Genomic DNA, 23,809 nt, shown 5'->3' on the forward strand with positions numbered 1-23,809 from the left:
TCCGTGAATTGTGGCCGAACATTTCTCTTTGTGGCGGAACTCGAGACGGACGTACTGGTTTTGGGCGGCGGCCCCGCCGGAACCTGGGCAGCCGTATCCGCCGCCGCCACCGGAGCCCGGGTCGTGCTCGCCGACAAGGCCAGATGCGGCACCAGCGGCCCCACCGCACACGGCACCACCTCGCTGTGGAACATCCCACCCGGCCCGGCCAGGGACGAGGCGGTGCACCGCGGTTACGCGAACGGCGGCGGACTCGGCGACCCCGACTGGATGCACCGGGTGCTGGAGGAGACGCACCTGCGGGTCGAACAGCTGGCCCGCTGGGGCTATCGGTTTCCCGGCGCGGGTCCCGGCTCCTCGCTGCGGGTGTACCTCGACGGCGCGAGCTATCTGCGCCGGATGCGCCGCAGCGTGCTGAACGCGGGCGTGCGCATCCTCGATCACCATCCCGCGCTGCAACTGCTCATCGATCGCGACGGCAAGGTCGCCGGGGCGACCGGGGTGCAGCAGCACAATCAGTACCAGGCGTGGACCGTCCGGGCCGGCGCCGTGGTGGTGGCCACCGGCGGCTGCGCGTTTCTGTCCGGCGGCGCGGGCACCGACGTGGACACCGGCGACGGGCTGCTGTTCGCCGCGGAGGCAGGCGCGCAACTGTCGGGCATGGAATTCTCCAGCGCGTACGGCCTGACACCCGTGGTGAACGTGCCGCGCCCCGCCGCGCCGCTGCATTCCGCGCCCGGCCTCGGATTGCATTTCGCCACCCTCTACGACGAGTCCGGCACGATCCTGGAGGGTCACCGAGCCGCGGCCTTCGCCGCGATCGCCGACGGCCGCCGGGTATTCGCCGCACTCGACGATGTGCCCGCCACGATGCGTGGCTGGTTGATCGAGCAGGGCTTGGTCGACCGCACCGGACGGGTGCCGCTGCGCGCCGTGCTCGAGGGCACCGTGCGCGGCACCGGCGGCCTGCGCCTAGCGGGTCCGGACTGTGCGACCACGGTCCGCGGACTCTTCGGCGCGGGCGACGTGACCACCAGGGAACCGATCACCGGCGCGGTCAGCGGTTTCGGTGGTCAGGGTGGCGCGTGGGCCATCGCGTCCGGCGTGTGGGCCGGTGCCGGCGCGGCCAGGCACGCGCGCACCGCCGATCGGCGCAGCCCGACCCGCGAGGTGGCCGGCGCCGGACTCAGCTCCGTCGCGCGGATCGATCCGCGCGCCGTGGTCGGCCTCGTGCAGGAACACACGTTGCCGCTGCGGCGCAGCTACTGGCGCAGCGCGGGCAGCCTGGTCGACAGCATCGGCGAACTCGACGCGATGTGGCCCGGCGCCGAATTCGACCTCGGCGGCACCGGATTGGATCGCTTGCGGGCCAGGCAGGCGGCGGCGCTGCTGGCCGTGGCGCGGTGGACCAAATACAGCGCGCTGGCCCGCACCGAGAGCCGCGGCATGCATCGGCGCACCGATCATCCTGGGGCCGAGGCGGACTGGCGGGTGCGATTGATGTCAGGGGGCCTGGACAACGTCTGGGTGCGCCCGGACGCGCGAGAAATCGCGGCGTTGGACGCGGGCGTGGTCGGGGCCACCGAGATTTCGGTGGTGCCTGCGCGCGAACCGTTCCCGCGCGGCCGGCGCGAGACGCTCGTGCTCGACGCACGCGGCCCCGCCGTCGCGCACCTGCGCGACCCTGGCGTGCTGAGCGCGCGGTCCGCGGCCGTTCCGGATGCCCCGGCGATCCTGCCCGAGGACGAGGACGGCACCGCCCCGCACCTCACCTCGGCCGACCCCATCGCCATGTGACAACTCACCGCGCGGCCGCGGCCACGTGCGAGTTTTCCCTTACCGCCAGGTAATTCCGCCGCTCTAGGCTGGATACCGGCGCGCGACACAGCGGGAACCCGACCGGTTTGGCAAGTCGCGGACCGTGCTGGCAGAATATGTCGGATTCCTTTACCTAAGCCACCGCCGGGTACTGGAGTTACGGAGATCTCCGCCTCGCGACGCACCGTCGCGACCCGAGGATCACGCCGCATGTTCTGTCCGGACCCACCCGTCCGGCTCCCGCTCCGCGGATCAGTGCCGCGCCACGTCAGCGAAATCGGCTACGGGTTTTTTTGTAACCCGCCGTACCAGCGAAACGTACCGGTCAGCGCACTCGATGAGCGTAATGAAAACCCTTATACCTATATACCCGGCGGTAACCGTCCCCCGGTTTGTCCGGCCCGAGCAGGAGTGAAATCGTGTCACCTGTGACTGACGCACCGAATGCCACTGCAAGTCTTTCCGAAATCACCCACGACGAGATTTTCGCGGGACATCTCGGAGGCAAGCTCTCGGTAGAACTCAGCTCGCCGCTGGAAACCCAGCGCGACCTGTCGATCGCCTACACCCCGGGCGTCGCTCAGGTCAGCCGGGCGATCGCGCAAGACGCCGAGCTCTGCAAGCGCTACACCTGGACCGACCGCCTCGTCGTCGTGGTCAGCGACGGCACCGCCGTGCTCGGCCTCGGTGACATCGGCCCGCGCGCCTCGCTGCCCGTGATGGAGGGCAAGGCCGCGCTGTTCAAGAAGTTCGCCGGGCTCAACTCGATCCCGATCGTGTTGGACACCAAGGACGTCGACGAGATCGTCGAGACGATCATCCGCCTGCGCCCGAGCTTCGGCGCGGTCAACCTGGAGGACATCTCGGCGCCGCGCTGCTTCGAGGTGGAGAACCGGCTCATCGAGGCGCTCGACTGCCCGGTCATGCACGACGACCAGCACGGCACCGCCATCGTGGTGCTCGCCGCCCTCAACGGCGCGGCCAAGGTGCAGGGTCGCTCGACCGACGGCATGAAGGTCGTCGTGTCCGGCGCCGGCGCGGCCGGTGTCGCGTGCACGAATATCCTGCTGGCCGCGGGTGTCCGGGACGTCACCGTGCTCGACTCGAAGGGCATCATCAGCCGCGAGCGCAGCGACCTCAACGACGTGAAGGCCGAGCTGGCCACCCGCACCAACCCGCGCGGGCTGGTCGGCGGCGCCGCCGAGGCGCTCAACGGCGCCGATGTCTTCCTCGGTCTGTCGGCCGGCCTTATCGCCGAGGAGCTCATCGCCTCGATGGCGCCGGAGTCGATCGTGTTCGCCATGTCCAACCCGGACCCGGAGATCCACCCCGAGGTCGCGCGCAAGTACGCCGCGATCGTCGCCACCGGCCGCAGCGACTTCCCGAACCAGATCAACAACGTGCTCGCCTTCCCCGGCGTGTTCAAGGGCGCGCTCGACGCCGGCGCCCGCCGCATCACCGAGGGCATGAAGATCGCCGCCGCCGACGCGATTCTCAGCGTGGTCGCCGACGAACTCAGCCCGGAGAAGATCGTGCCCAGCCCGCTGGACCCGCGGGTCGCCCCGGCGGTCGCCGAGGCGGTCGCGGCCGCCGCGCGTGCCGAAGGCGTTGCGTAGTAAGTCAGTTCAGTTGCTGGAAGGCGCCTTGTCCCGCTCGGGACCGGGCGCCTTTCGCTTGGGCGTGTGCTTACGCAGCGACAGATGGATCCAGACGTTCATGGCGATCATCGCGCACAGCGCGAAGATCAACGCCGCCGCGAACAAGGGATTCTTGTCCGAGTAGGTCGTCCAGGCGAACAGCAATATCGCTACGAGCGCCACATAGCCGGCGATGAACCTGATACTCACTGGTCAGACGTTAGCCAGGTCCGGCGTCGAACGTGCGGTGTTTACAGCGAGTGGTCGTCGAGCCACTTGCGCGCGACCTCCGCGGGATTCGCGCCGGAGTCGCGGACGTCGCGGATCAGTTTCGCGAGTTCGTCGGTGGTGAGTTCGCCCGCAACGTAATTCAGCTTCTTGATCTGACGGTCGTCGAGTACGCCCTTGCGGAACAGGGGCAGCACGTTTTCGGTGCGGATGGCGTAGTCGGCGTCGGACAGCATGGTCAGTCCGTCGGTCGAGCCGGGGACGGCGGCGGGCGGCCCGGTCAGCAGACCGGCTTGAACCTGTCCGTCCAGCAGGGCTTTCCGCAATGCGGCGGCGTCGGGGAACGACACCGTCGCGGCGAAGTGACAGCCCGCCACCTGCTCGAGCACGGGCGGCAGCGTGATCAGGTCCGGGATGGGCGCCACGCCGAGCGTGAGCGTTTCGCAGCGCGGGGTGAGATCGCCGATGGTGCGGACGTTGTCGTGGGTGGCGGCCTCGGTGCTGAGCACGACCCGCGGTCGCAGGTCCGTGCCGTCGGCGGCATCGCTGACCACCAGCCCCTCGGGCAGCGACATGCTCAGTGCGGTAGGCACCTTGTCCGGCGCGCGCTCGGCGTTCTTCGCATCGAGGTACGCCAGCAGCGCGCCGTTGTGCTCACCGATCAGATCGATCCGGCCCGCGTCCAAGGCGGCGAGATAGTCGCTGCGACTACCGAGATGGGGTGCGACCGACGTGCGCGCGCCGACCCGCGCCAGCGCGCCCGCATAAATCTCGGCGAGCACACTCGACTCGACCGAATCACCCGCACCGACCGTGATCCGCGCGCCGTCATCACTGTTACCGCAGGATACGGCCAGTGTGGCGGTCGCGACGACCAGTACTCGAGCCAGCATCCGCAGCGACGCGGGCAACACCATCCGGCGACACCAACTCTCCGAGAGACCGACAGAGCCAACACGAACACCCTGAAGCGGGCAGTATGGACACCCAGAATGTACCGGTGGCTGTGTTGCCCCGGGACCTCGCACTGCCCGTCAGGCCGGAAGGACTCCAGTGAAAACCTCGATCACCCCCCATGCGGCGCGGCATGGCCGGTCGGCGCTGCGGCTCACGCTGCGCGCCACCCGGTTCATCGTCGCGGCCGCGGCGTTGGCCGTCGCCATGATCCTGTCCGCGTGCGGCGGCAACCCCGACCCACTGGCCAGCAAGGGCAGCTGCGAGGGCGACGGGCTCACCGTCGGTTCGGCGAACTTCCCGGAATCCGAGACGGTAGCCGAAGTATACGCGGAAGTGTTGCGCGTCAACGGATTCAAGGTCGACACCAAGCTGAACATCGGCAGCCGGGAGGCCTACGTCCCGGCCGTGCGGTCGTGCGCGATCTCGGTCATCCCCGAGTACAACGGCAACCTGCTCCAGTACCTGGACAAGAACGCGACCGCGACCAGCGCGGCCGACGTGAACAGCGCGCTGGCCACCGCGCTCGGTGCGGATCTCGCCATCGGCACCCCCGCTCCGGGTGAGGATTCCGACGCGGTGGTGGTCACCAAGGCCACCGCCGAGCGCTGGAACCTGCGCACCATCGCCGATCTCGCCGCCCACGCCGCCGAGGTGAAATTCGGTGCGCCGGCCGAATTCCAGGAGCGCGCGGGCGGTCTGCCCGGCCTGAAGAAGAACTACAACCTCGACATCGCCGCGAACAACTTCGTGCCGATCGCCGACGGCGGCGGCCCGGCCACCGTGCGCGCGCTGGTCGAAGGCCAGGTGACCGCGGCCGACATCTTCACCACCTCGCCCGCCATCACCCAGAACAACCTTGTGGTGCTGGAGGATCCGAAGCACAACTTCCCCGCGCAGAACGTGGTCCCGCTGCTCAACTCGGCCAAGAAGACGGACAAGGCGCTGGCCGTGCTGAACGCCGCCTCGGCCAAGCTGACCACCGCGGAGCTGATCAAGCTGAACGAGGCCGTGTCCGGCTCCAGCAAGACCGAGCCCAAGGCGGCCGCCGCCGCGTGGGTGGCCGCGCAGGGACTGAACACACCGACCGGCTAGGGGAAAACCGTTGTCCGATATCGAATTCCGCGGTATCAGTAAGACCTACCCGGACGGCACCAAGGCCGTCACCGACCTCGATCTGCGCATCGAATCCGGCTCGTTCACCGTGTTCGTCGGCCCGTCCGGCTGCGGTAAGACCACCTCGATGCGGATGATCAACCGAATGATCACGCCCAGCTCCGGCACGATCACCATTGCCGGACAGGACATTTCGAAGGTCGATCCGGTAAAGCTACGGCTCGGTATCGGTTACGTGATCCAGAGCGGGGGACTGCTGCCGCACCGCACGGTCGTCGACAATGTGGCGACCGTGCCGGTGCTGCGCGGTGATTCACGCAAAGCCGCCCGGGCGGCGGCGCTGGAGGTGCTCGATCGGGTGGGCCTGGATCGAGCGCTGGCCACTCGTTATCCGGCGCAGCTGTCCGGCGGGCAGCAACAGCGCGTCGGCGTGGCCAGGGCTCTGGCCGCGGACCCGCCGGTGCTGCTGATGGACGAGCCGTTCAGCGCCGTCGACCCGGTGGTGCGGGCCGAGTTGCAGAGCGAAATGCAAAGGCTGCAAGCCGAATTGCAGAAGACCATCGTGTTCGTCACGCACGACATCGACGAGGCGATCACCCTCGGCGACCGGGTCGCGGTGTTCGGGCGCGGCGGTGTGTTGCAGCAGTACGACGCACCCGATCAGGTGCTGTCCCAACCGGCCACCGACTTCGTCGCCGATTTCGTCGGGCGTGATCGCGGGTATCGCGGACTGTCCTTCCGTTCGGCGAAAGATGTTCCGCTGCACGAGATCCAGACCGCGACCGCCGCGGAGATCCCGGCGCTGCGACTGGATCGCGGCGACTGGGTGCTGATCGTCGACGCGGAACACAAGCCGTCCGGCTGGATCGACGTGACCGGCGTGGAGTCGGTGCGCGGCGGACATTCGCTGCCGGACAGCACCTCCGCGGGCGGCTCGCTGTTCACCCCGACCGGCGACCTGCGCCAGGCGCTCGACGCCGCGATCTCCTCACCCTCCGGAGTCGGTGTGGCCGTGGATGATTCCGGCGCGGTCCGGGGCGGGGTGCTGGCCACCGAGATCCTGCAACAGCTCGCCGACCAGCGCTCGGTCGAAGACGCCGAACGCAACCGGCACTTCTTCGAACAGGAAGTGAGCGGCGGGGGACCGACGTGAGATACCTGATCGACAATTTCGCCGAGATCATGGGTTTCACCAAAACCCATCTGTACCTGGCGCTGGTGCCGTTGGTGCTCGGGTTGATCATCGCGATTCCGGTGGGCGCGCTGGTGCGCCGGGTGTCCTGGCTGCGCCGGGTGACCGTGACCACGGCGAGCCTGGCCTACACCATTCCGTCGCTGGCGCTGTTCGTGATTATCCCACCGCTGGTGGGGATTTCGACGATCGACCCGTTGAACGTCATCATCGCGCTGACGCTGTATTCGACCGCGCTGCTGGTGATCGCGGTGCCCGCGGCGCTGGATTCGGTGTCCGCCGAGGTGATCGACGCCGCCGACGCGGTCGGGTTCAGCCCGCTGCGGCGCACGCTCACCGTCGACATGCCGCTGGCCATCCCGGTTTTCGTGTCCAGCCTGCGCGTGGTGGTGGTGACCAACATCGCCATGGTCTCGGTCGGCGCGCTGATCGGGGTCGGCGGCGTCGGCAAGCTGTTCACCCAGGGCTATCAGCGTGACTATCCGGACGAGATCATCGCCGGCATCATCGTGATCCTCGCGCTCGCTTTGATTTTCGACCGCCTCGTCTACGCGTTCGGCCGCTGGTCGACACCGTGGGTGCGGGCCGACGCCCGAGCCGCGCGGGCGAAAGGCGGTGCCGCATGAACCTTTTCCTCGACGCCTGGCATTACCTCACCGACGGCGCGAACTGGAGCGGACCGGCCGGCATCGAACACCGGATCGCCGAACATCTTTGGTACAGCTTCCTCACCATCGTCATCTCGGCCGCGGTCGCGCTGCCGCTCGGCCTGGTGATCGGGCACACCAAGCGCGGCGCGGCGCTGCTCGTCGGTTTCGCCAACGCGATGCGCGCGCTGCCGACGCTCGGCCTGCTCACCTTCCTGGTGCTCGGCCTCGGGCTCGGCCTGATCCCGCCGCTGCTCGCCCTGGTGACCGTGGGCATTCCGCCGCTGCTGGCCGGGGCCTACGCCGGCATCGCCAATGTCCCGGCCGATGTCGTCGACGCCTCGCGCGCCATGGGCATGACCGAGACGCAGATCCTGTTCCGGGTCGAGGTGCCCAACGCGCTGCCCATCCTGCTCACTGGTTTGCGCGGGGCCACCCTCCAGGTGGTCGCCACCGCGACCATCGCGGCCTACGTCAACCTCGGCGGCCTCGGCCGCTACATCTTCGACGGGATCAGCCTCTACAAATACGACCGTGTCCTAGTCGGCGCGCTGTTGGTCGCCGTGCTGGCCATGGTCTTAGACGGTCTGCTCGCCTTCGCGGTCTGGGCCAGCACGCCAGGTACCGGACGGCTCCGGCGCGGCGACGCGCTGCCGATCGCGCCCGACCTCAGCGTGTCCTCAGCCGACTGACCTGCTGAAATAGCCCGCAGCCGATCGGCCCCGACTGATGTCGGGGCCGGTTTTCTGTGCGCACAGTCACCTTTCCGCCCGATCGGCAGACCTTGCGGCCGCATTGTTCCGCGCCGTATATTCCACGTGGAATATTAAGTGTGGAGCATGTCGTAGGACGGGGCTAACGTTCGCTCCGCGGGTCGATGGTTCCGGCTCGCGCGACGACCGCGCGAGCGATCTGCGGGAGGTGACGGAAATGGCGCAGCAGGCGCGTCCGGCGGTGACGCCCATGGCGATCGCTGTGCTCGCGCTGCTCGAGGAGCAGCCCATGCATCCGTACGAGATGTATCAATTGCTGATCGCGCGCCGCGAAGACGCGCTGATCAAGGTGCGCCCCGGCTCGCTGTACCACACGGTGGCCCGGCTGGCCGAGCAGGAATTGGTGCAATCGGAGGGGGTCGACCGGGAGGGCAACCGCCCCGAGCGCACCACCTACCGGATCACCGAGCGCGGCCGGACGGCGCTGCGCACCAGGATCACCGAGATCCTGCGGTATCCGGCGCCGGAGTACCCGGTGTTCCCGGTCGCGCTGGCCGAGGCGCACAACCTGCCCAAAGACGACGTGCTCGCGCTGCTGCGCGAGCGGATCGGGCATCTGGAGGCCGAACACGGCGAGGTCGCGATGCTGATCGACTGGGCGGCCGAGCGGAAGGTGCCGCGCCGCTACACCGTCGTGCTCCCGTATCTGCACGCCATGATCGGCGCCGAGATCGCCTGGGTCACCGGCTTTCTCGGCGAGCTCGAGGATGGCGGCCTGCAATGGGAAGACTTCGATCAGGTCACCGGAACCAGGACCGCCAAGCATCACCACTCGTGGATCAGCGAAAGCCACAGCGAGCCGCCACCGACGCCGCAGACCCGGCGGCTGACTCGCCACCTGCCCGACGCCGCCGGCCGGCACGCATCCGCCGTTCTTCCCCCGTCATCGGGAACATCCGAGATAGGAACTCCGAATCCATGACCACTCAACGCAATCCGTGGCTGGCGCTGACCGCGCTGGTCGTCGGCTTCTTCATGATCCTGCTGGACATGACCATCGTCGCGGTGGCCAACCCGGCCATCATGACCGACCTGCACGCCGACATCTCCAAGGTGATCTGGGTGACCAGCGCCTACCTGCTGGCCTATGCGGTGCCGCTGCTGGTCACCGGCCGGCTCGGGGATCGCTTCGGCCCCAAGAACATCTACCTCATCGGCCTGGCCGTGTTCACCGGCGCGTCGCTGTGGTGCGGCCTGTCCGGCACCATCGGCATGCTGATCGCGGCGCGTGCCGCCCAGGGCATCGGCGCCGCGCTGATGACGCCGCAGACCATGGCGGTGATCACCCGTACCTTCCCGCCGGACAAGCGCGGCGCGGCCATGGGCCTGTGGGGTGCGGTGGCCGGTCTGGCCACGCTGGTCGGCCCGATCCTCGGTGGTGTGCTGGTCGACGGTCTGAGCTGGAAGTGGATCTTCTTCGTCAACGTCCCGGTCGGCATCGTCGCCTTCGCGCTGGCCGTCTGGCTGGTGCCCGCGCTGCCGACCAACCAGCACAAGTTCGACATCCCCGGCGTGCTGCTCAGCGGTGTCGGCATGTTCGCGCTGGTGTTCGGCATCCAGGAGGGCAACAGCTACGACTGGTCGCTGCGGATCTGGTTGATCATCGGCGCGGGTGTGCTGGTGCTCGCCGCGTTCTTCGTGAACCAGGCGCGCAACACCGGCGAACCGCTGCTGCCGCTGAACTTGTTCAAGGAGCGCAACTTCGCGCTGTCCAACGTGGCCATCGCCGCGATGGGCGCCACGGTCACCGCGTTCATGGTGCCGTCGTACTTCTACCTGCAAGCGGTGCGTGAGCTGTCGCCGACCAAGTCGGCCCTGGTGTTCGCGCCGATGGCCATCGTCACCTTCATTTTCGCGCCGTTCATCGGCAAGGTCTCCGACCGGCTGCATCCACGGCTGCTGCCGACCATCGGCTTCGCGTTGTTCTCGGCGTCGATCTTCTGCTTCTCCGCGCTGATGTCGCCGGACTCGTCCATCGTGTGGTTCCTGCTGGCGGCCGCGCTGGCCGGCTTCGCGAACTCCTGCATCTGGGGTCCGCTCGCCACCACCGCCACGCACAACCTGCCGGTTCAGCAGGCCGGCGCCGGTGCCGGCGTCTACAACACCACCCGTCAGGTCGGTTCGGTGCTCGGCAGCGCGGCGATCAGCGCCCTGATCGCGTCCCGCATGTCGGCCAATGGACTCGGCGGCGGCAAGGTCGCCGAAGGCGGTGCGGGCCAAGGCCCCATCCCGGAGTTCGTCAAGGACGCCTTCAGCACCGCCCTCGGCCAGTCCGCCCTGCTCCCCGCAGGCATCCTGCTCGTCGGCGTCCTCGCCTCCGCCCTCTTCATCCGCCACGGCAAACCCGCCCCGGCCGAACCGAAAGACAAGCTCACCAAGGCCGACTCCCTGACCGTCTGACCAACGAAACTCACTGCGCCCCACGAACCTTCGTCCGTGGGGCGCAGTGCTGTCGTCAGCCGACCTGGATGGTGACGGAGGGGTAGCCGGTGGCGCCGTCGGGGACTACGTCGGCGCGGTCGGCGGTTTGGACGTCGCCGGGGCCGTCGGTGCTGCGGGCGCGGAGGGTGTGCGGGCCGGGGGTGGCGTCCCAGTCGAAGGTCCATTGGCGCCAGGTGTCGAGGGATTGTTCGTCGGCCAGGCGGGCGGGTTGCCAGTTGCCGTTGTCGATCTGGACCTCGACGGCGCGGATGCCGCGGTGCTGGGCCCAGGCGACGCCGGCGATGGTGGTGCGGCCCTGCTTGATTCGGCCGCGGCCGCGCGGGGTGTCGATGCGGGTGCCGGTCTTGATCGGGCCGAGGGCGGACCAGCCGCGGCGGGTCCAGTAGGCGGTGGCGCGGTCGAAGCGGGTGACCTCCAGCTCGGTCACCCATTTCGTGGCGGAGACGTAACCGTAGAGGCCGGGGACCACGAGCCGGGCGGGGTAGCCGTGCGCGACAGGGAGCGGTTCGCCGTTCATGCCGACCGCGAGCATGGCGTCGCGGCCGTCGGTGAGCACGGACAGCGGGCTGCCCGCGGTGAAACCGTCGATGCTGCGCGAGAGCACCATGTCCGCGTCGGGGTGCGGACCCGCCTCGGCCAGCAGTTCGTCCAGGCGATAGCCGAGCCAGCGGGCGTTGCCGATCAGGTCGCCGCCGACCGGGTTCGACACACAGGCCAGCGTCACCAGCCGCTCCAGCACCGGACGGTTCGCCAAATCCGCCCAGCTGAGCCGGATTTCGCGATCCACCATGCCGTGAATGCGCAGCGACCAGTCGTCCTTGGACAGCTGCGGCACGATCAGCGCGGTGTCGATCCGATAGAAGTCGGCGTTCGAGGTGAGGTAGGGCGTCAGCCCCGGCACTCGAAGATCCGCGCCCGGCGCGATCGGCACCTCGGGCGCGACCGGCTGCGGTAGTTCGACCGCCGCCCGCTCACCCGACACGTCCCGCCGCCGCAGCCCGAGCACCTTCCCGCCGACACCGGTGACAACGGCCAGACCGCCCACAATCGCCAGACCTTGCAGCACTCGCCGCCGTTCGGGTGCCGCCACCTCTCGCCCAGCGCTGGCGGAGTCAGAGATAGCGATGGATGACGCAGGCTCGGTCCTACCTGCCGTAGTCGAGTCGGCGATGCTGCCAGAGATAGCGGGAGCTGCCGTGGGCGCGGTCTCGTTCGACGTTGCCGAATCGGCGATGCCACCTGAGGTAGCGGCTGCTCCTACGTGCGCGGCCTTATCTGCTGGCACTGTCGACGCGGCCGGACTGTCGGTGGTTGTCGAGCGGGTCTCCGGCGCTGCCGCCGATTCCGTTGTAGCGCTGTCGGTTTCACCCGCCGGGCGAACGGCGGTCGCAGAGTGCTGTTCCTCGGCCCGCTCGGTCGTCTCGACAACCGCGTCGATCCGCCGGGTCAGCACGCGCAGCGCATAGATGCCCACGGCCACACCGACGATCGTCGGCAGCGCCCCGGACAGACTGGTCCGCCCGACCGTGACAATCGTCGCGACCACGCCGAAGATCGCGAGAATCGTCGAACCCGCTGTGCGCGAAGTCCGTTCGAGCGCCCCCGCCAGCCCGGCGACCACCACCGCGACCAGCGCCATGCAGATATACAGCACGGTCTTGTCGCTGGTACCGAACGTACTGATCGCCCATTCGCGCACACCGTCCGGAGTGTGGTCCACCACGGTCGCGCCGAGGGCATTGAGGGGTGCGCTGTCGGGGCCGAAAAACGCCGCGAGCAGTTCCGCGACGCCGAGCGTCACAGCTGCCGAGACGATCCCAGCCGCCACCCGCGATCGCAGATCGGCCATGAATCCGAGCGTACTGCGGGGAAAGGCCCAGGAATGTGACCATTCAGTGACGGCATGGGCCCGGTCGGGTTATCCGGCGAACTCGTCGGCGAGGGTGTTCCAGAACATCAGCTCATAGCTCTGGAAGAGGCGCGCATACAGGTGCGCTTCGTCGCGCTTGAGCCGCGCGGAGTCGAGCCCGGCCTGGATGGCCCGCAGCGCCTGCTGTTCGATCTCGGGCACATCGGTGGCGTAGAAGTCGAAAAACGCGCAGGCCGCGTCGTCGAATCCGTAGTGCTCGCGCATGCCCGCGGCGACGTCGCGGCAGTACGCACCGAACGTGGCGAAGTTCGCGTAGATCCCCGCGGCGACCGAGGACGACTCACCGTTCACCGCCAGCCACGCCACATACGCCGGATACGCCTGACATCCCGCCCGCGGCAGTTCGGTCCCCGGATCCGCGCCGGCCGCGGCGAAGAGCGCGTCCAGCATCCCTTGCGCCTGCTGCTCACCCGGCGCGAGCATGCCGAAGAACGCGCGGGCCTGCGTATCCGCCGCCCGCGCCGCCATCTCATGGAAACTGCGCCAGTCACTTCCGGTGATCCGCCACTCCTCGGTGGCGATCGCGGCGAACACGGTGCGCGCCGCCTTGCCCGCGGCGATCAACGGCACAAGCCGATTGTCCGCCTCGCGCGGCGCCAGCTCCGCCTGGATCTCATCGAGCAATTTCCTTGCGCCGTCAGTCATCTCAGCACGCTCCCGATCCTCGACGGTGTCCCCCCATTGAAGCGCGAACCACGACAACCCGTCCCGGAAAACCGAAAAGCGCCGTCCGCGAATGAAATTCGCGGACGGCGCGGTCGGAGTGAACTCAGCTGTAGATCTTGGCCACATCGTCGGCGTGCTGCTTCATCACCACAGCGCGCTTGAGCGAGAGCTTCGGGGTGAGCTCCCCGGTCTCCTGCGTCCAGTCGATCGGCAGGATCCGGACCTTCTTGATGCCCTCGGCATGCGAGACCTTCTTGTTGGTCTCGGCGACCGCCGCGTCGACGTCGGCGATCAGCTCGGGGTTCTCGATCAGCTTCTCGATCGGGGTGTCCTCGGGCAGGTTGTGGTTCTTCTTCCAGCCCGGCAGCGCCTCCGGGTCCAGGGTGATCAGCGCGGCGACGAACGGCTGCCCGTCACCGACCACCATCACCTGGCTGATCAGCGGGTTGGCCCGCAGCGAATCCTCGAGCAGCGCGGGGGAGACGTTCTTGCCGCCCGCGGTGACGATCAGTTCCTTCTTGCGGCCGGTGATGGTGATGAACCCGTCCGCGTCGATGGCGCCGAGGTCGCCGGTCTTGAACCAGCCGTCCTGGAAGGCTTCCTTGGTGGCTTCCTCGTTGCCCCAGTAGCCGTCGAACACCACCGACCCGCGCAGCAGCAGCTCGCCGTCCTCGGCGATCTTGGCGCCGTGGCCCTCGATCGGCTTGCCCACCGAACCGACCCGGATGTTCTCGGGGGTGTTCACGGTGATCGCCGCGGTGGTCTCGGTGAGCCCGTAGCCCTCGAAGATGGTGACGCCGACGCCGCGGAAGAAGTGGCCAAGGCGCGCGCCGAGCGGTCCGCCGCCGGAGACCGCGGCATCGCACTGGCCGCCGAGCGCGGTGCGCAGCTTGCTGTAGACCAGCTTGTCGAACAGCGCGTGCTTGAGCTTGAGCACCAGCCCGGGTCCGCCGTTGTCCAGCGATTCGCTCCACGCGATGGCGGTTTCCGCGGCCGCGTCGAAGATCTTGCCCTTGCCGCCGTCGTGCGCCTTCTGCTTCGCGCTGTTGAACACCTTCTCGAACACCCGCGGCACCGAGAGGATGAAGTGCGGCTTGTAGCTGCCGAACTGGTCGACCAGGGTGGACCAGTCGGATGTGTGCGCGACCGTCACCTTGGCATCGAACGCGACCAGCGCGACCGCGCGGGCGAAGACGTGCGCCAGCGGGAGGAACATCAGCGTCTTCTTGCCCGGCCGGATGAACGTGCCGAGGGCGATCTGGTCCGAGCGGGACTCGGCGTACAGGTTGGCGTGCGAGAGCATGACGCCCTTGGGTCGCCCGGTGGTGCCCGAGGTGTAGATCAGGGTGGCCGGCGAGTCCGCGTTCACCTGCTTGCGCCGATCGTGCACGGCCTGGTCGTCCAGGTCGGTGCCGCGGCCGATCAGCTCGTCGACGACACCCTTGTCGATCTGCAGAGTCTCCCGCAGATCCGTCAGCGCGGCCGGGTCGATCTCGTCGATGATCGCGCGGTGCTTGTCGCTGTCCACGAACAGCAGCTTGGTGGCGGAGTCCTGCAGGATCCACTTGGCCTGCTCGGCGGCCGAGCTGTCGTAGATGGCGACGGTGCAGCCGCCGACGGCCCAGATGGCGAAGTCGAGCACGGCCCACTCGTAGCGGGTCGGGGCCATGATGGCGACCCGATCGCCCAGTTCGATGCCCGAGGCGATCAGTCCCTTGGCGACGCCGGTGACGGTCTTCGCGAACTGCGCGGCCGTCACGTCCTGCCAGCCACCGCTCCCGTTCGGCACGTTGAACAGCACCGCGTCCGGCGACTGCTCGGCGTGCCGGAAGACGTTGTCGGAATTGTTCGCGTCTTCCGGAATTGTGTAGGAAGCCGGGACTTCGAACTCTCGCATCAGTGCCCTTCCACGTGGGTTTACTCGCCAGTAATCTACGACACCTTGGTCAGGGCCGTGAGGTCGACCACCAGAAACGGATCCGTGCGTTACAGCCGAGTACGGACCCGTGTCGTAGTTATCCTAAGTCCCGCAATTCGGCCGGCTGAATCGCTTCCCGCAGGAACGCCGCCAGTTCGCTCAGCGCCGCGGCGGCCGGGGCGACCAGCGCGGCTTGCAGTTGCGCGACATGCCACAGGCCCTTGGTCTCGGTGAACCGGACCGGCACGCCCGCATTGCGCAGGGCGTCGACCAGCTCGCCGCACTGCCCGTGCAGCAGCTCGTCCACATCGACCTGCACATAGGTCGGCGGCAGGCCGACCAATTCGCCGGTGAGCGGCGCGTAACCAGGATCACTGGAATCTCCGCCGCCGAGGTAGGCGGCGGCGCAGGCGCGCGACCACCGGCGGTTGATCACCAGGTCGCTGTCGCGCTCGGGAATCTGATTCGGGTCGGTCCACGGCGCGATCAGGCCGAGCGCGGCCGGCGTGTGCCCGTGCCGGGCGATCAGCCGCTGCGCGGTAGCCAGGGACAGTCCGCCGCCCGCGGAATCGCCGGCTAGGGCGATCTGGCCCGGCAGGTAGCCCGAGCTGTCCACCAGCTCCAGAAACGCCGCCTCGGCGTCGTCGAGCGCGGCCGGGAACGGGTGCTCCGGGGCCAGCCGGTAGTCGGGAACGTAGACGGTCGAACCGGTTTGGTGGGCCAGCCGGGCGGCCAGCGACCGGTGCGTGGCCGGTGAGCCGACCGCGTAACCGCCGCCGTGCAGGTAGAGCACCGCGCCGCGGGGCGACTTGGTGGCGGTGATCTTCTCGGCGGGCCTGCCGCCGAGTCGGATGTGATCGATGGTGGTGCCCGCGGGCACCAGTTGCGCTGCCGAGCCGACTTCGAGCAGCAGGCGCTGTATCCGCCACGGCGCCCGCTGGTTCAGCGTGACGCGGAAGATCGGACGCAGCACCGCTCGTGCGACGGGCAGCGGAAGATTGATGTCCCGCATAATCTTTCGAACTCGAATCAGGGTAGGAACGGACGGTTCACGACGGCGGCGATGCGCTGGTAACCGGAGGCGGTGACGCGGACGAACACGTCGAGCAGCTTGGCCTCCCAGCCGATCAGCACCCGGCCGTGGCCCTTGCGCACGCCCTCGGTGACGGTCTGCGCGGCCATCTCCGGGGTGTGCATGGCCAGCTTCGCGTCGAACATCGAGGCGGCCTTCTGGCCGTCGATGCCCTCGGCCCAGGTGGCGTTGCGCGCGACTGCGGTCTTGATGCCGCCGGGATGCACGCAGGTGACCTTGACCTTGTGCTTGCCGACCAGCATCTCCTGGCGCAGCGACTCGGTGAACCCGCGCACCGCGAACTTGGCTGCGTTGTAAGCACTTTGGCCGGGGACCGCGATCAGGCCGAACAGGCTGGACACGTTGACCACGTGCCCGTCGCCGGACTCGATCAGGAACGGCAGGAACGCCTTGGTGCCGTTGACGACGCCCCAGAAGTCGACGTCCATGATCCGTTCGATGTCCTTGAACTCGGACTTGATCACGTCGCCGTGGTAAGCGATGCCTGCGTTGTTGTAGATCTGGTGCACCTTGCCGAAGTGCGCCTTCACCGCGTCCGCGTAGAGCAGCACGGCCTCGCGCTCGGCGACATTGATCCGGTCGGACTTGACCTCGGCGCCGAGCGCTTCGCAGCGGCGCACGGTCTCGGCCAGGCCCTCGGTGTCGATGTCGGACAGCGCCAGCTTCGCGCCGCGCTTGGCCAAATTCTCCGCGAGTGCGCGACCGATGCCGGAGCCGGCTCCCGTGATCACACAGACTTTGTTCTCGAAGTAAGCGTCTTTGCTCACTGGGGTGCTCCTACTTTCAAGTCGGCCGTGGCCTGGTTGGTTATTTGGTAGGCGTCCACATCGAACGACCGGGTGAGCCTACGGAATTCGAAGGTGAAGTCGGGCCACAGCGTGGTGTTGTTGCCGTGCTTGTCCAGGTACCAGCTGGCGCAGCCGCCGTTGAGCCAGACGCTCCTGCCCAGCTTGCGCTGCAGGTCCTGGTTGAACTCGTCCTGCACGTCGCGGCGCACCTCGACCGTCTGCAGGCCGAGCTTGTCCACCGTGGCGAGCGCGTCGGCGACGTAGTTCAGCTGCGATTCGATCATGTACACCATCGAGGTGTGACCGAGGCCGACGTTCGGGCCGAGCAGGAAGAACATGTTGGGGAAGTTGGCGATGGTCGCGCCCTTGTAGGCCTGCTGGCCGATCTCGTCGAAGACCTCGCTCAGCGTGCGGCCGTCGCGACCGGCGATGGTCTCGTAGGTCGGCGAGTCGGTCACGTGGAAGCCGGTAGCCACGATGAGTGCGTCGATCTCGCGTTCGGTGCCGTCCTGGGTGACGATCGAGTTCGCCCGCACCTCGGCGATGCCGTCGGTGACCACGTCCACGTTGTCCCGGCTGATCGCCGGGTAGTAGTTGTTCGAGATCAGCATGCGCTTGCAGCCGATCCGGAAGTTCGGCGTGACCTTGGCGCGCAGTTCGGGATCGGGCACCTCGGCGCGCAGCTTGGCCTTGGCGATCAGCTCGAACGCGCCCATCAGCGCGGGAAGCTTGGCCAGGCCGACCACCTGGGTCTCGCGCGCGGCGTAGATGGCCGCGCGGGAGAGTCGCTGGAAGCCGGGCACGTGCTTGAACGCGAGCCGCTCGAGCTTGGTGTACGGGCGATCCAAGCGGGGGAGCAGCCAGGGCGCGGTGCGCTGGTAGACGTCGAGGTGGGCGACCTTGCCCGCGATCGCGGGCACGATCTGGATGGACGAGGCGCCGGTGCCGATGATCGCGACCCGCTTGCCGGTCAGGTCCGCGTCGTGGTTCCAGCGGGCAGAGTGGAAGGTTTCGCCCTGGAAGTCGTTGATGCCCTTGATATCCGGCAGCGCGGGCTCGCACAGCGCGCCGACCGCGGAGACCACGGTCTCGGCGACGAAGCTGCCCTGGGTCGACTCGACCTCCCACCGGGAGGTGTCGTTGTTCCAGCGGGCACTGGTCACGTCGCAGTCGAAGATGTGCTTGTCGTAGACCCTGTACTTCTTCGCCACGCTCTGGATGTACTGCTGGATCTCGCCTTGCCGGGAGAACGAGCGCGTCCAGTCCGGGTTCAGCGCGAACGAGTACGAGTACAGGTGCGAGGGGACGTCGCAGGCCGCGCCGGGGTAGGTGTTGTCGCGCCAGGTGCCGCCGACGTCGCCGCCGCGCTCGAGCACCAGGAAGTCGTCACGACCCTGCTGGCTGAGCCGGATGGCTAGGCCGAGGCCCGAAAACCCGCTGCCGATGATGATCGTCTTGACGCGGCGGGCTTGCCGGTCGCGGACAGCTTTGTCTGTAACCTTGCGACTCATGTATCCGAGCGTAGAGGCTTATTGAGCAGCAGTCAACAGTATTGAATCACGTTCAGTAGGATGTCGGTGTGAGTATCAGTCGTTCCGGTTCGGGAGAGTCCAAGCGTGTCCGGCTCAGCCCGGACGAACGCCGCCTGCAGCTGATCACCCTCGGGGCGGAGATGCTCGGCGAGCGCGCGCTCCAGGACATCTCCGTCGACGACATCGCTAAAGAGGCGGGCATCTCCCGCGGGCTGCTGTTCCACTACTTCGCCTCGGTCGGTGAGTTCCACGAGGCGATCGCGCGGCATGTCAGCGCCGAATTCCTCACGGCCACCGCGCCGGATCGCAGCCTCGGTCTGTTCGACATGCTGCGTGACTCGGTCGAGCGTTACGTCGACTATGTCGAGGACAATCGCGCGGCTTATCACGCGATCCTGCGCGGGCCGTCGAGCTACAACCCCGGCATGGTCACCTATGTCAACGAATCTCGTAGTGCCATCGCCGAACTCGTGCTCACCGAGGTTCCGATCCCGCCGGACGACCCGGATCGTCCCCGGCTGTCGCTCGCTGTTCGCGGATGGATTGCCTTCGTGGAGGAAACGATTCTCACCTGGATGAGCGAAAAGCCCGTTACCCGTGAACAACTCATCGAGTTGCTCGTCGAATCCCTGCCGGCGCTTGCGCTCAGTCCCGCGCTGGCCGAAGCGCTGCGCGGCTGAGAGTTTCGGCTCTCGGGAACGCATGCGTTACGGGACCGACCGGTCAGCAGTTTCTTCGATGTAGAGCATTCGCCGGTCATCCTGTGCGCGAAATTGATGCGCCATGAAATAGCCGCTATTCCGATTTCCGCGGTCATGCCATTTCATCTGACGAAAAAAGCCCGCCCGCATCGGTTTTCGATGAGGGCGGGCTCTTTGCTGACCGGTGAATCGCCCCGGTCAGGTGGTTATCAGGGCAGAACCTGCGGGATGATCTGCGGTGCGACCGCGCCCAGGATCGCGCCGATCACTGCGGCGAACACCACGTAGCTGATGCCGCTGGCGATGATGCAGGCGAAGTAGCCGACGATGAAGACCAGGATGGCGGGGATGCACAGGACTGCGGCGACGCCGAGGCCCGTCATCGCGCCGGCCGCGAGGCCGTTGGCCACCGGGTCGTGGTTCTGCGCGTCCGGGTTGGTCGCGATGGGCTTCAGTTCGCCGGCGGCGACGTTCTTCAGTTCACCGGCGATCTCCGTGGTCACCTGCGGGGTGACGACCAGGGTCTTCCCGTCCGGGGAGATCTGCGGGGCCAGCGCGATCGTGTTGCCCGCGGCCGACTTCATCGACATCGGGAACTCGGTGACCTTCGCGCCGGTGGCCGATTCCACCTGCACCGCCGACGAATCCGCGGTCAGGGTGAACTTGCCGCTGTTCAGCACGGTGGAGACGGACTTCAGGTCCGCCGACGTGGTCGTCTTGTATTCGACGCCCTGCTCGGCACCGGCCGCCGACAGGCTGTCGGCCCACCGAGCCTGCTGGTCCGCGAGTTCGGTCGCGGACGCGGTGCCCGCGTTGGCGAGGCTTGCCACTACCGCGAAGGGCAGAACCACGGTGAGGATCTGGCGGCCTGCGCGCATGACAGTCTTTTGGAACATTTAGGCTTTCTCTCCCGCCCCCGATCGCTATGGAACGCCTTGTCCCCCAGACGAATCGAAGCGTTGATATTGATCGACAGGGATATTCATATCCGACGATCCCCCAGAACCAGAACTAATGTGACGAGCGCCACATTGATTCAACAAAATGCCCCCACTTCTCGGGGCTGCCGACCCCGCAAAACGATTGCTTCCACCTGGTGACAGCCACCGCGAGACCCCGAATCGAGGATTTCATATCGAGGCCAGCAGCCCCCGCCTACCCCCCGCCCCCAACAACTTTCGTCAAACCCCACCCGGCAACCCTGAAGCCCCCGCCGCCCTCACTCAATCGTTGATATCATCCGAATCATAATTAATGTTCAGATCAGCCGGCCGAGACGGCCACGGCGGTGCCGTAATTCGATCGCCTGTCCATCGATTGACCTGAATGACAGGATATTTCGTCTGCTCGACCATGCCCGACCGACGCCACAGCAGATCCTTGCCGGAGTAGACCGAGAAAGGGACGTCTGGGTAATGCTCCGACGTAAGCATGACCCACCCGTTCCCAAATCCGAGCTGCACGCACCCAGTCTTGAAAAACGCCGTGGCTTTCACCGGCGCCCCAAGAATCTGCTCGACCTCAGCCTTCGGCCAGTGAGTGATCACATGTCGATCGGGAAACCCCCTGTAAAAACGCGGCGACAACTCCGTCCCATACCCGGCAACGATCCGAAACCCCGAATCCATCGAGAGCGCGAATTCATCCGAGCCCCACTCGATACGATTACCCCGACTATCCCGCAACGGCCACAACAGCCACCGATCCTCGTATTCGATGATTTCTTGATTCATCCCTAGCCCGCCTATCGTCGATTCCTGCACGCTTCAGCGGATGGACGTCGATCGTAGCTCGGTAAGGAACTTCTTCAGAACTGTATCGAACTCGCCTATGGCGAGCCGTGTCTCGTTTATCCGCGCATCACCGGCAAGGCGCCAGATAAGTCGAGCCTCGCGGGCACCTTCGATGACGAAGACATCCCAGGCATCGAATTCACCGATTAGTGGACGAACCAGGAACGGTCGGTATTTCTTCTCGTCCGCTGCGAGTTCCTCGTCGGATTGTCCCCGGTCTTCGAACAGCGCCCGAACAATGGTGTCGACCACCTCCTGAGCGGGGACCTGCATCAAGGCATCGTCACGTCGACCATCGGCAGCTGCGAGCACGCGCTCAGCCTCGATGGCCGCGTCCCGCAGCGTGGTGTCGTCGTCGAACAGCCCGACCGGCTCGCCACCACACCACCACCGAATCCGTCCGTACAACCATTCCGCCAGGGCAGAGTCGGCGAGTTTCTCCTCGTCCAGCTCGAATTCGATCGCGAACCGACTCTTGTCACCGACGAGCATCAGCGCACCTTTCCAAGTTTTCTACGGACTTCGATCGGGATGTCTTCTGACCTGATGGTATTGCTGCCAGGAGCAGTCGTGCCATTGAAATGCGCCCCACCCGTGTTGTCGGGCGCATATCGGTAGATCTCACCGTTGCCGCCCACGCCGTACCATTTGCCATCCTTGCCTTGAATAGCCTTGTCGTAGACATCCTTCGAGTCGGCTGGTTCGATTGTTTTTCGTGGGTTGAACCCGGGTTGCCCAGGTGTATGGGCCGGATTCGGGCGGAACTCGGGTTTGTCGACGGGTTGCGCGTTGGCTCCGCTGCCATCCTGTCCGGGCTGATTGCCAGCGCCGTCATCATCGATCAGGACGCGCATGGCGATGATGGTGGCTAGGGAGGTGAGGGTGGTGGTTAGGTCGGGGACTTTGTCGAAGGATTTGATTATGCCGATGGCGCCGGCGGCGGTGGTGGCTAGGCCTACTGCTTTGAGGAGGTTGCTGCCCTGGTAGACGGTGCGGATGGTGTTGACGGTGTTGGTGACTATGACGCCGACGCCGCCTGCGCCGGCGGCCGCGCTGCTGCCGAAGGTGAAGAAGGCGGCGGCTGCGGCGGCGACCACGGTGAGGCCGATCGCCCATTCGGCCTGGGTGATCGAGGATTCGAAGTTGCGGCGCACATCGACTGTGCCGGTGTGGTATTCGGCGACGGGGACGGCCAGGTTCTGGGACGCGGCGGCGACCTGGGTTGCGCCGTTGCGCAATGTTTCGAGGTGGCCGAGGATCGGCGGCAGATTCGTTTTGTCATCGATGCTGTCGAATAAGCCGATGATGGTGGTGATTTGGGCGGCCGCACCGGTGACCGTCTGATGATTGGCGAAGGTGCTCCAGGTGGACGACGCTGTCGCGAGCTTCGCGATATCACCGTTGGGTAGCTTGCCGAACTGTTTCAGGATTTGCGCGATCAGGGCGTCGAAGAGTTCCTGGATACCGCCGTGGTGTTCGATGCCGATCCCGTTGTTGCGCACCGACGTCGGGATGGTGACCTGGTATTTCGACACCTCGTGAACATCGGGCAGATCGGGCAGTGGATTGCTCTTGTTGTTCTTGCCGTAGTTGTATCCGGTCGCGTACAGCACATAACCGAAGTTGGTGAGGGCGTCCGCGAGGTCGGTGCACGACTGCATCGTGTCGCGCGCGGCGGTGTCGTACTTCTCGCCCCACTCTTTGCAGCCGGGCGCGTCCCCGGCCATGCCCGCGCATTCGCCTTTGACGGCGTCGTGCACCGGTTTGTCCGCGCGGCGGAGATCGGCGGCGAGGTCATGGCACTTCTTGGCGGCGTCGTAATAGATCTGCCAGTCGATGCGCACGGCTCAACCCCCTTGCAGCATCTTGCTGTTGAGTTCGATCGCCCGGGTGTAGCGCGCATGCGCTTGTTTCGCCGCGTCGCTCATCTCGCGCACGCCCTCGACGAATTCGCGTGCACCAGTGGCCCATTGGCGGTGGGCGTCCGCATAAGCCTGGGCGGCAACGCTTTCCCAGCCGGTGTCGTGCAAGGCGGCCACGCGGTCGTCGATCTCGTCGAGATGGTCGGCGACGAAACCGGCCAGCCCGGAAAGGCGGGAGACGATCTGGTCGAGGTGCTCGAGGTCGACCGAGAATTCCGAGCTCACGGCAGATCCAGGGTGGAGGTCTGCAGCGCGGCGGCATTGTCCGAATCACGGGCTTGATACGTGTCGGCGGTGACGCCGAGCTTCTCCGCCATGCCGGTCAAGGCCGACATGATCTGCACGCCACCATCGCGGACATCGGTCCAGCCGTTGGCGAACTCGGTGGCCGAGTCCCCGGTCCAGCTCCCATTGGTCAGCGCGTCCACGTCTTTCGCGGCGGAATCCAGCGCCGAACGCAGCGCCTCGGCCAGCTCGTAGACGTATTTGCCGACATCGCGAACCTGCTCGGGAACGACCGAAACCTGCTGGCCGGGTGTTACCGGCGTACCCCCGTCGCTCATGCTGGCGAAGTTTACTGACCGCACCCACCAGTGTCGATGTGGATAAACGCCGAACGCCGGGTCGACTCCGCGCGAAAGGCGGAGCCGACCCGGCGT

At 66.9% G+C, this 23,809-nt stretch carries 23 protein-coding genes; 9 read left to right on the top strand and 14 right to left on the bottom strand.

Annotated elements, in window-relative coordinates; all coding sequences use genetic code 11:
• The first annotated feature begins 30 nt into the window (after nucleotides 1-30).
• Nucleotides 31-1,797 carry an FAD-dependent oxidoreductase gene (locus tag F3087_RS14065; protein ID WP_150402349.1) on the top strand — a complete coding sequence of 589 codons (1,767 nt, stop codon included), beginning with the start codon at nucleotides 31-33 and terminating at the stop codon, nucleotides 1,795-1,797.
• Nucleotides 1,798-2,237: 440 nt separating this feature from the next.
• Nucleotides 2,238-3,434, top strand: a complete 1,197-nt coding sequence (locus F3087_RS14070) for an NADP-dependent malic enzyme (protein WP_396897549.1) — start codon at nucleotides 2,238-2,240, stop codon at nucleotides 3,432-3,434.
• 9 nt (nucleotides 3,435-3,443) lie between these two features.
• On the opposite strand, the gene F3087_RS14075 is transcribed toward F3087_RS14070, so the two are convergent.
• Together F3087_RS14075 and F3087_RS14080 are read right to left on the bottom strand one after the other, a co-directional pair.
• Nucleotides 3,444-3,665: a hypothetical protein gene (locus F3087_RS14075; protein ID WP_150402350.1), complete on the bottom strand. Its 222-nt coding sequence runs from the start codon at nucleotides 3,663-3,665 to the stop codon at nucleotides 3,444-3,446.
• 41 nt (nucleotides 3,666-3,706) lie between these two features.
• Nucleotides 3,707-4,600, bottom strand: a complete 894-nt coding sequence (locus tag F3087_RS14080) for an ABC transporter substrate-binding protein (protein ID WP_150402351.1) — start codon at nucleotides 4,598-4,600, stop codon at nucleotides 3,707-3,709.
• A gap of 244 nt (nucleotides 4,601-4,844) precedes the next feature.
• Here F3087_RS14080 and F3087_RS14085 point away from each other — a divergent pair, with 244 nt between their 5' ends.
• The 6 genes from F3087_RS14085 to F3087_RS14110 all read left to right on the top strand — a co-directional run bounded on the left by F3087_RS14085 (nucleotide 4,845) and on the right by F3087_RS14110 (nucleotide 10,765).
• Entirely contained in the window at nucleotides 4,845-5,732 is an 888-nt protein-coding gene (locus F3087_RS14085) for an ABC transporter substrate-binding protein (RefSeq protein ID WP_223885124.1), read from the top strand.
• A gap of 10 nt (nucleotides 5,733-5,742) precedes the next feature.
• Nucleotides 5,743-6,906, top strand: coding sequence for an ABC transporter ATP-binding protein (locus tag F3087_RS14090; protein WP_150402352.1), 1,164 nt, complete (start codon nucleotides 5,743-5,745; stop codon nucleotides 6,904-6,906).
• Nucleotides 6,903-7,571, top strand: coding sequence for an ABC transporter permease (locus F3087_RS14095; protein WP_150402353.1), 669 nt, complete (start codon nucleotides 6,903-6,905; stop codon nucleotides 7,569-7,571). The genes F3087_RS14090 and F3087_RS14095 overlap by 4 nt, the downstream gene beginning before the upstream one ends.
• Complete coding sequence (locus F3087_RS14100; RefSeq protein ID WP_150402354.1) at nucleotides 7,568-8,284, top strand: ABC transporter permease; 717 nt, start codon at nucleotides 7,568-7,570, stop codon at nucleotides 8,282-8,284. Before F3087_RS14095 ends, F3087_RS14100 begins: the two co-directional genes overlap by 4 nt.
• A gap of 238 nt (nucleotides 8,285-8,522) precedes the next feature.
• Complete coding sequence (locus F3087_RS14105) at nucleotides 8,523-9,287, top strand: PadR family transcriptional regulator (RefSeq protein WP_150402355.1); 765 nt, start codon at nucleotides 8,523-8,525, stop codon at nucleotides 9,285-9,287.
• Nucleotides 9,284-10,765, top strand: coding sequence for a DHA2 family efflux MFS transporter permease subunit (locus F3087_RS14110; RefSeq protein WP_150402356.1), 1,482 nt, complete (start codon nucleotides 9,284-9,286; stop codon nucleotides 10,763-10,765). Before F3087_RS14105 ends, F3087_RS14110 begins: the two co-directional genes overlap by 4 nt.
• 55 nt (nucleotides 10,766-10,820) lie before the next feature.
• On the opposite strand, the gene F3087_RS14115 is transcribed toward F3087_RS14110, so the two are convergent.
• The 6 genes from F3087_RS14115 to F3087_RS14140 all read right to left on the bottom strand — a co-directional run bounded on the left by F3087_RS14115 (nucleotide 10,821) and on the right by F3087_RS14140 (nucleotide 18,713).
• A complete protein-coding gene (locus F3087_RS14115) occupies nucleotides 10,821-12,656 on the bottom strand; it encodes a molybdopterin-dependent oxidoreductase (protein ID WP_150402357.1) in 1,836 nt (611 codons plus the stop codon).
• Nucleotides 12,657-12,725: 69 nt separating this feature from the next.
• The gene (locus tag F3087_RS14120) at nucleotides 12,726-13,382 is read right to left on the bottom strand and encodes a transcriptional regulator (RefSeq protein ID WP_150402358.1); all 657 of its coding nucleotides are present in this window, start codon (nucleotides 13,380-13,382) and stop codon (nucleotides 12,726-12,728) included.
• 124 nt (nucleotides 13,383-13,506) lie between these two features.
• Entirely contained in the window at nucleotides 13,507-15,300 is a 1,794-nt protein-coding gene (locus F3087_RS14125; protein ID WP_150402359.1) for an AMP-dependent synthetase/ligase, read from the bottom strand.
• 118 nt (nucleotides 15,301-15,418) lie between these two features.
• Nucleotides 15,419-16,333 carry an alpha/beta hydrolase gene (locus tag F3087_RS14130; protein ID WP_150402360.1) on the bottom strand — a complete coding sequence of 305 codons (915 nt, stop codon included), beginning with the start codon at nucleotides 16,331-16,333 and terminating at the stop codon, nucleotides 15,419-15,421.
• Nucleotides 16,334-16,350: 17 nt separating this feature from the next.
• Nucleotides 16,351-17,181, bottom strand: coding sequence for an SDR family NAD(P)-dependent oxidoreductase (locus F3087_RS14135; protein WP_150402361.1), 831 nt, complete (start codon nucleotides 17,179-17,181; stop codon nucleotides 16,351-16,353).
• Entirely contained in the window at nucleotides 17,178-18,713 is a 1,536-nt protein-coding gene (locus F3087_RS14140) for a flavin-containing monooxygenase (RefSeq protein WP_150402362.1), read from the bottom strand. The genes F3087_RS14135 and F3087_RS14140 overlap by 4 nt, the downstream gene beginning before the upstream one ends.
• Nucleotides 18,714-18,787: 74 nt before the next feature.
• Here F3087_RS14140 and F3087_RS14145 point away from each other — a divergent pair, with 74 nt between their 5' ends.
• Nucleotides 18,788-19,414 carry a TetR/AcrR family transcriptional regulator gene (locus F3087_RS14145; protein ID WP_150402861.1) on the top strand — a complete coding sequence of 209 codons (627 nt, stop codon included), beginning with the start codon at nucleotides 18,788-18,790 and terminating at the stop codon, nucleotides 19,412-19,414.
• Nucleotides 19,415-19,644: 230 nt separating this feature from the next.
• On the opposite strand, the gene F3087_RS14150 is transcribed toward F3087_RS14145, so the two are convergent.
• The 6 genes from F3087_RS14150 to F3087_RS14175 all read right to left on the bottom strand — a co-directional run bounded on the left by F3087_RS14150 (nucleotide 19,645) and on the right by F3087_RS14175 (nucleotide 23,713).
• Nucleotides 19,645-20,331 (bottom strand): hypothetical protein, encoded by a 687-nt coding sequence (locus F3087_RS14150; protein WP_150402363.1) that lies wholly within the window; start codon nucleotides 20,329-20,331, stop codon nucleotides 19,645-19,647.
• Nucleotides 20,332-20,658: 327 nt separating this feature from the next.
• A complete protein-coding gene (locus tag F3087_RS14155) occupies nucleotides 20,659-21,168 on the bottom strand; it encodes a hypothetical protein (protein ID WP_150402364.1) in 510 nt (169 codons plus the stop codon).
• A gap of 33 nt (nucleotides 21,169-21,201) precedes the next feature.
• Nucleotides 21,202-21,720, bottom strand: a complete 519-nt coding sequence (locus F3087_RS14160; RefSeq protein WP_150402365.1) for an Imm42 family immunity protein — start codon at nucleotides 21,718-21,720, stop codon at nucleotides 21,202-21,204.
• Entirely contained in the window at nucleotides 21,720-23,072 is a 1,353-nt protein-coding gene (locus tag F3087_RS14165; RefSeq protein WP_191093952.1) for a hypothetical protein, read from the bottom strand. The genes F3087_RS14160 and F3087_RS14165 overlap by 1 nt, the downstream gene beginning before the upstream one ends.
• 3 nt (nucleotides 23,073-23,075) lie before the next feature.
• Nucleotides 23,076-23,375 carry a WXG100 family type VII secretion target gene (locus F3087_RS14170; RefSeq protein ID WP_150402366.1) on the bottom strand — a complete coding sequence of 100 codons (300 nt, stop codon included), beginning with the start codon at nucleotides 23,373-23,375 and terminating at the stop codon, nucleotides 23,076-23,078.
• Nucleotides 23,372-23,713: a WXG100 family type VII secretion target gene (locus tag F3087_RS14175; protein ID WP_150402367.1), complete on the bottom strand. Its 342-nt coding sequence runs from the start codon at nucleotides 23,711-23,713 to the stop codon at nucleotides 23,372-23,374. The genes F3087_RS14170 and F3087_RS14175 overlap by 4 nt, the downstream gene beginning before the upstream one ends.
• Nucleotides 23,714-23,809 lie beyond the last annotated feature (96 nt).

It is taken from the genome of Nocardia colli (genome assembly GCF_008704205.1).
Taxonomy (GTDB): Bacteria; Actinomycetota; Actinomycetes; order Mycobacteriales; family Mycobacteriaceae; genus Nocardia; species Nocardia colli.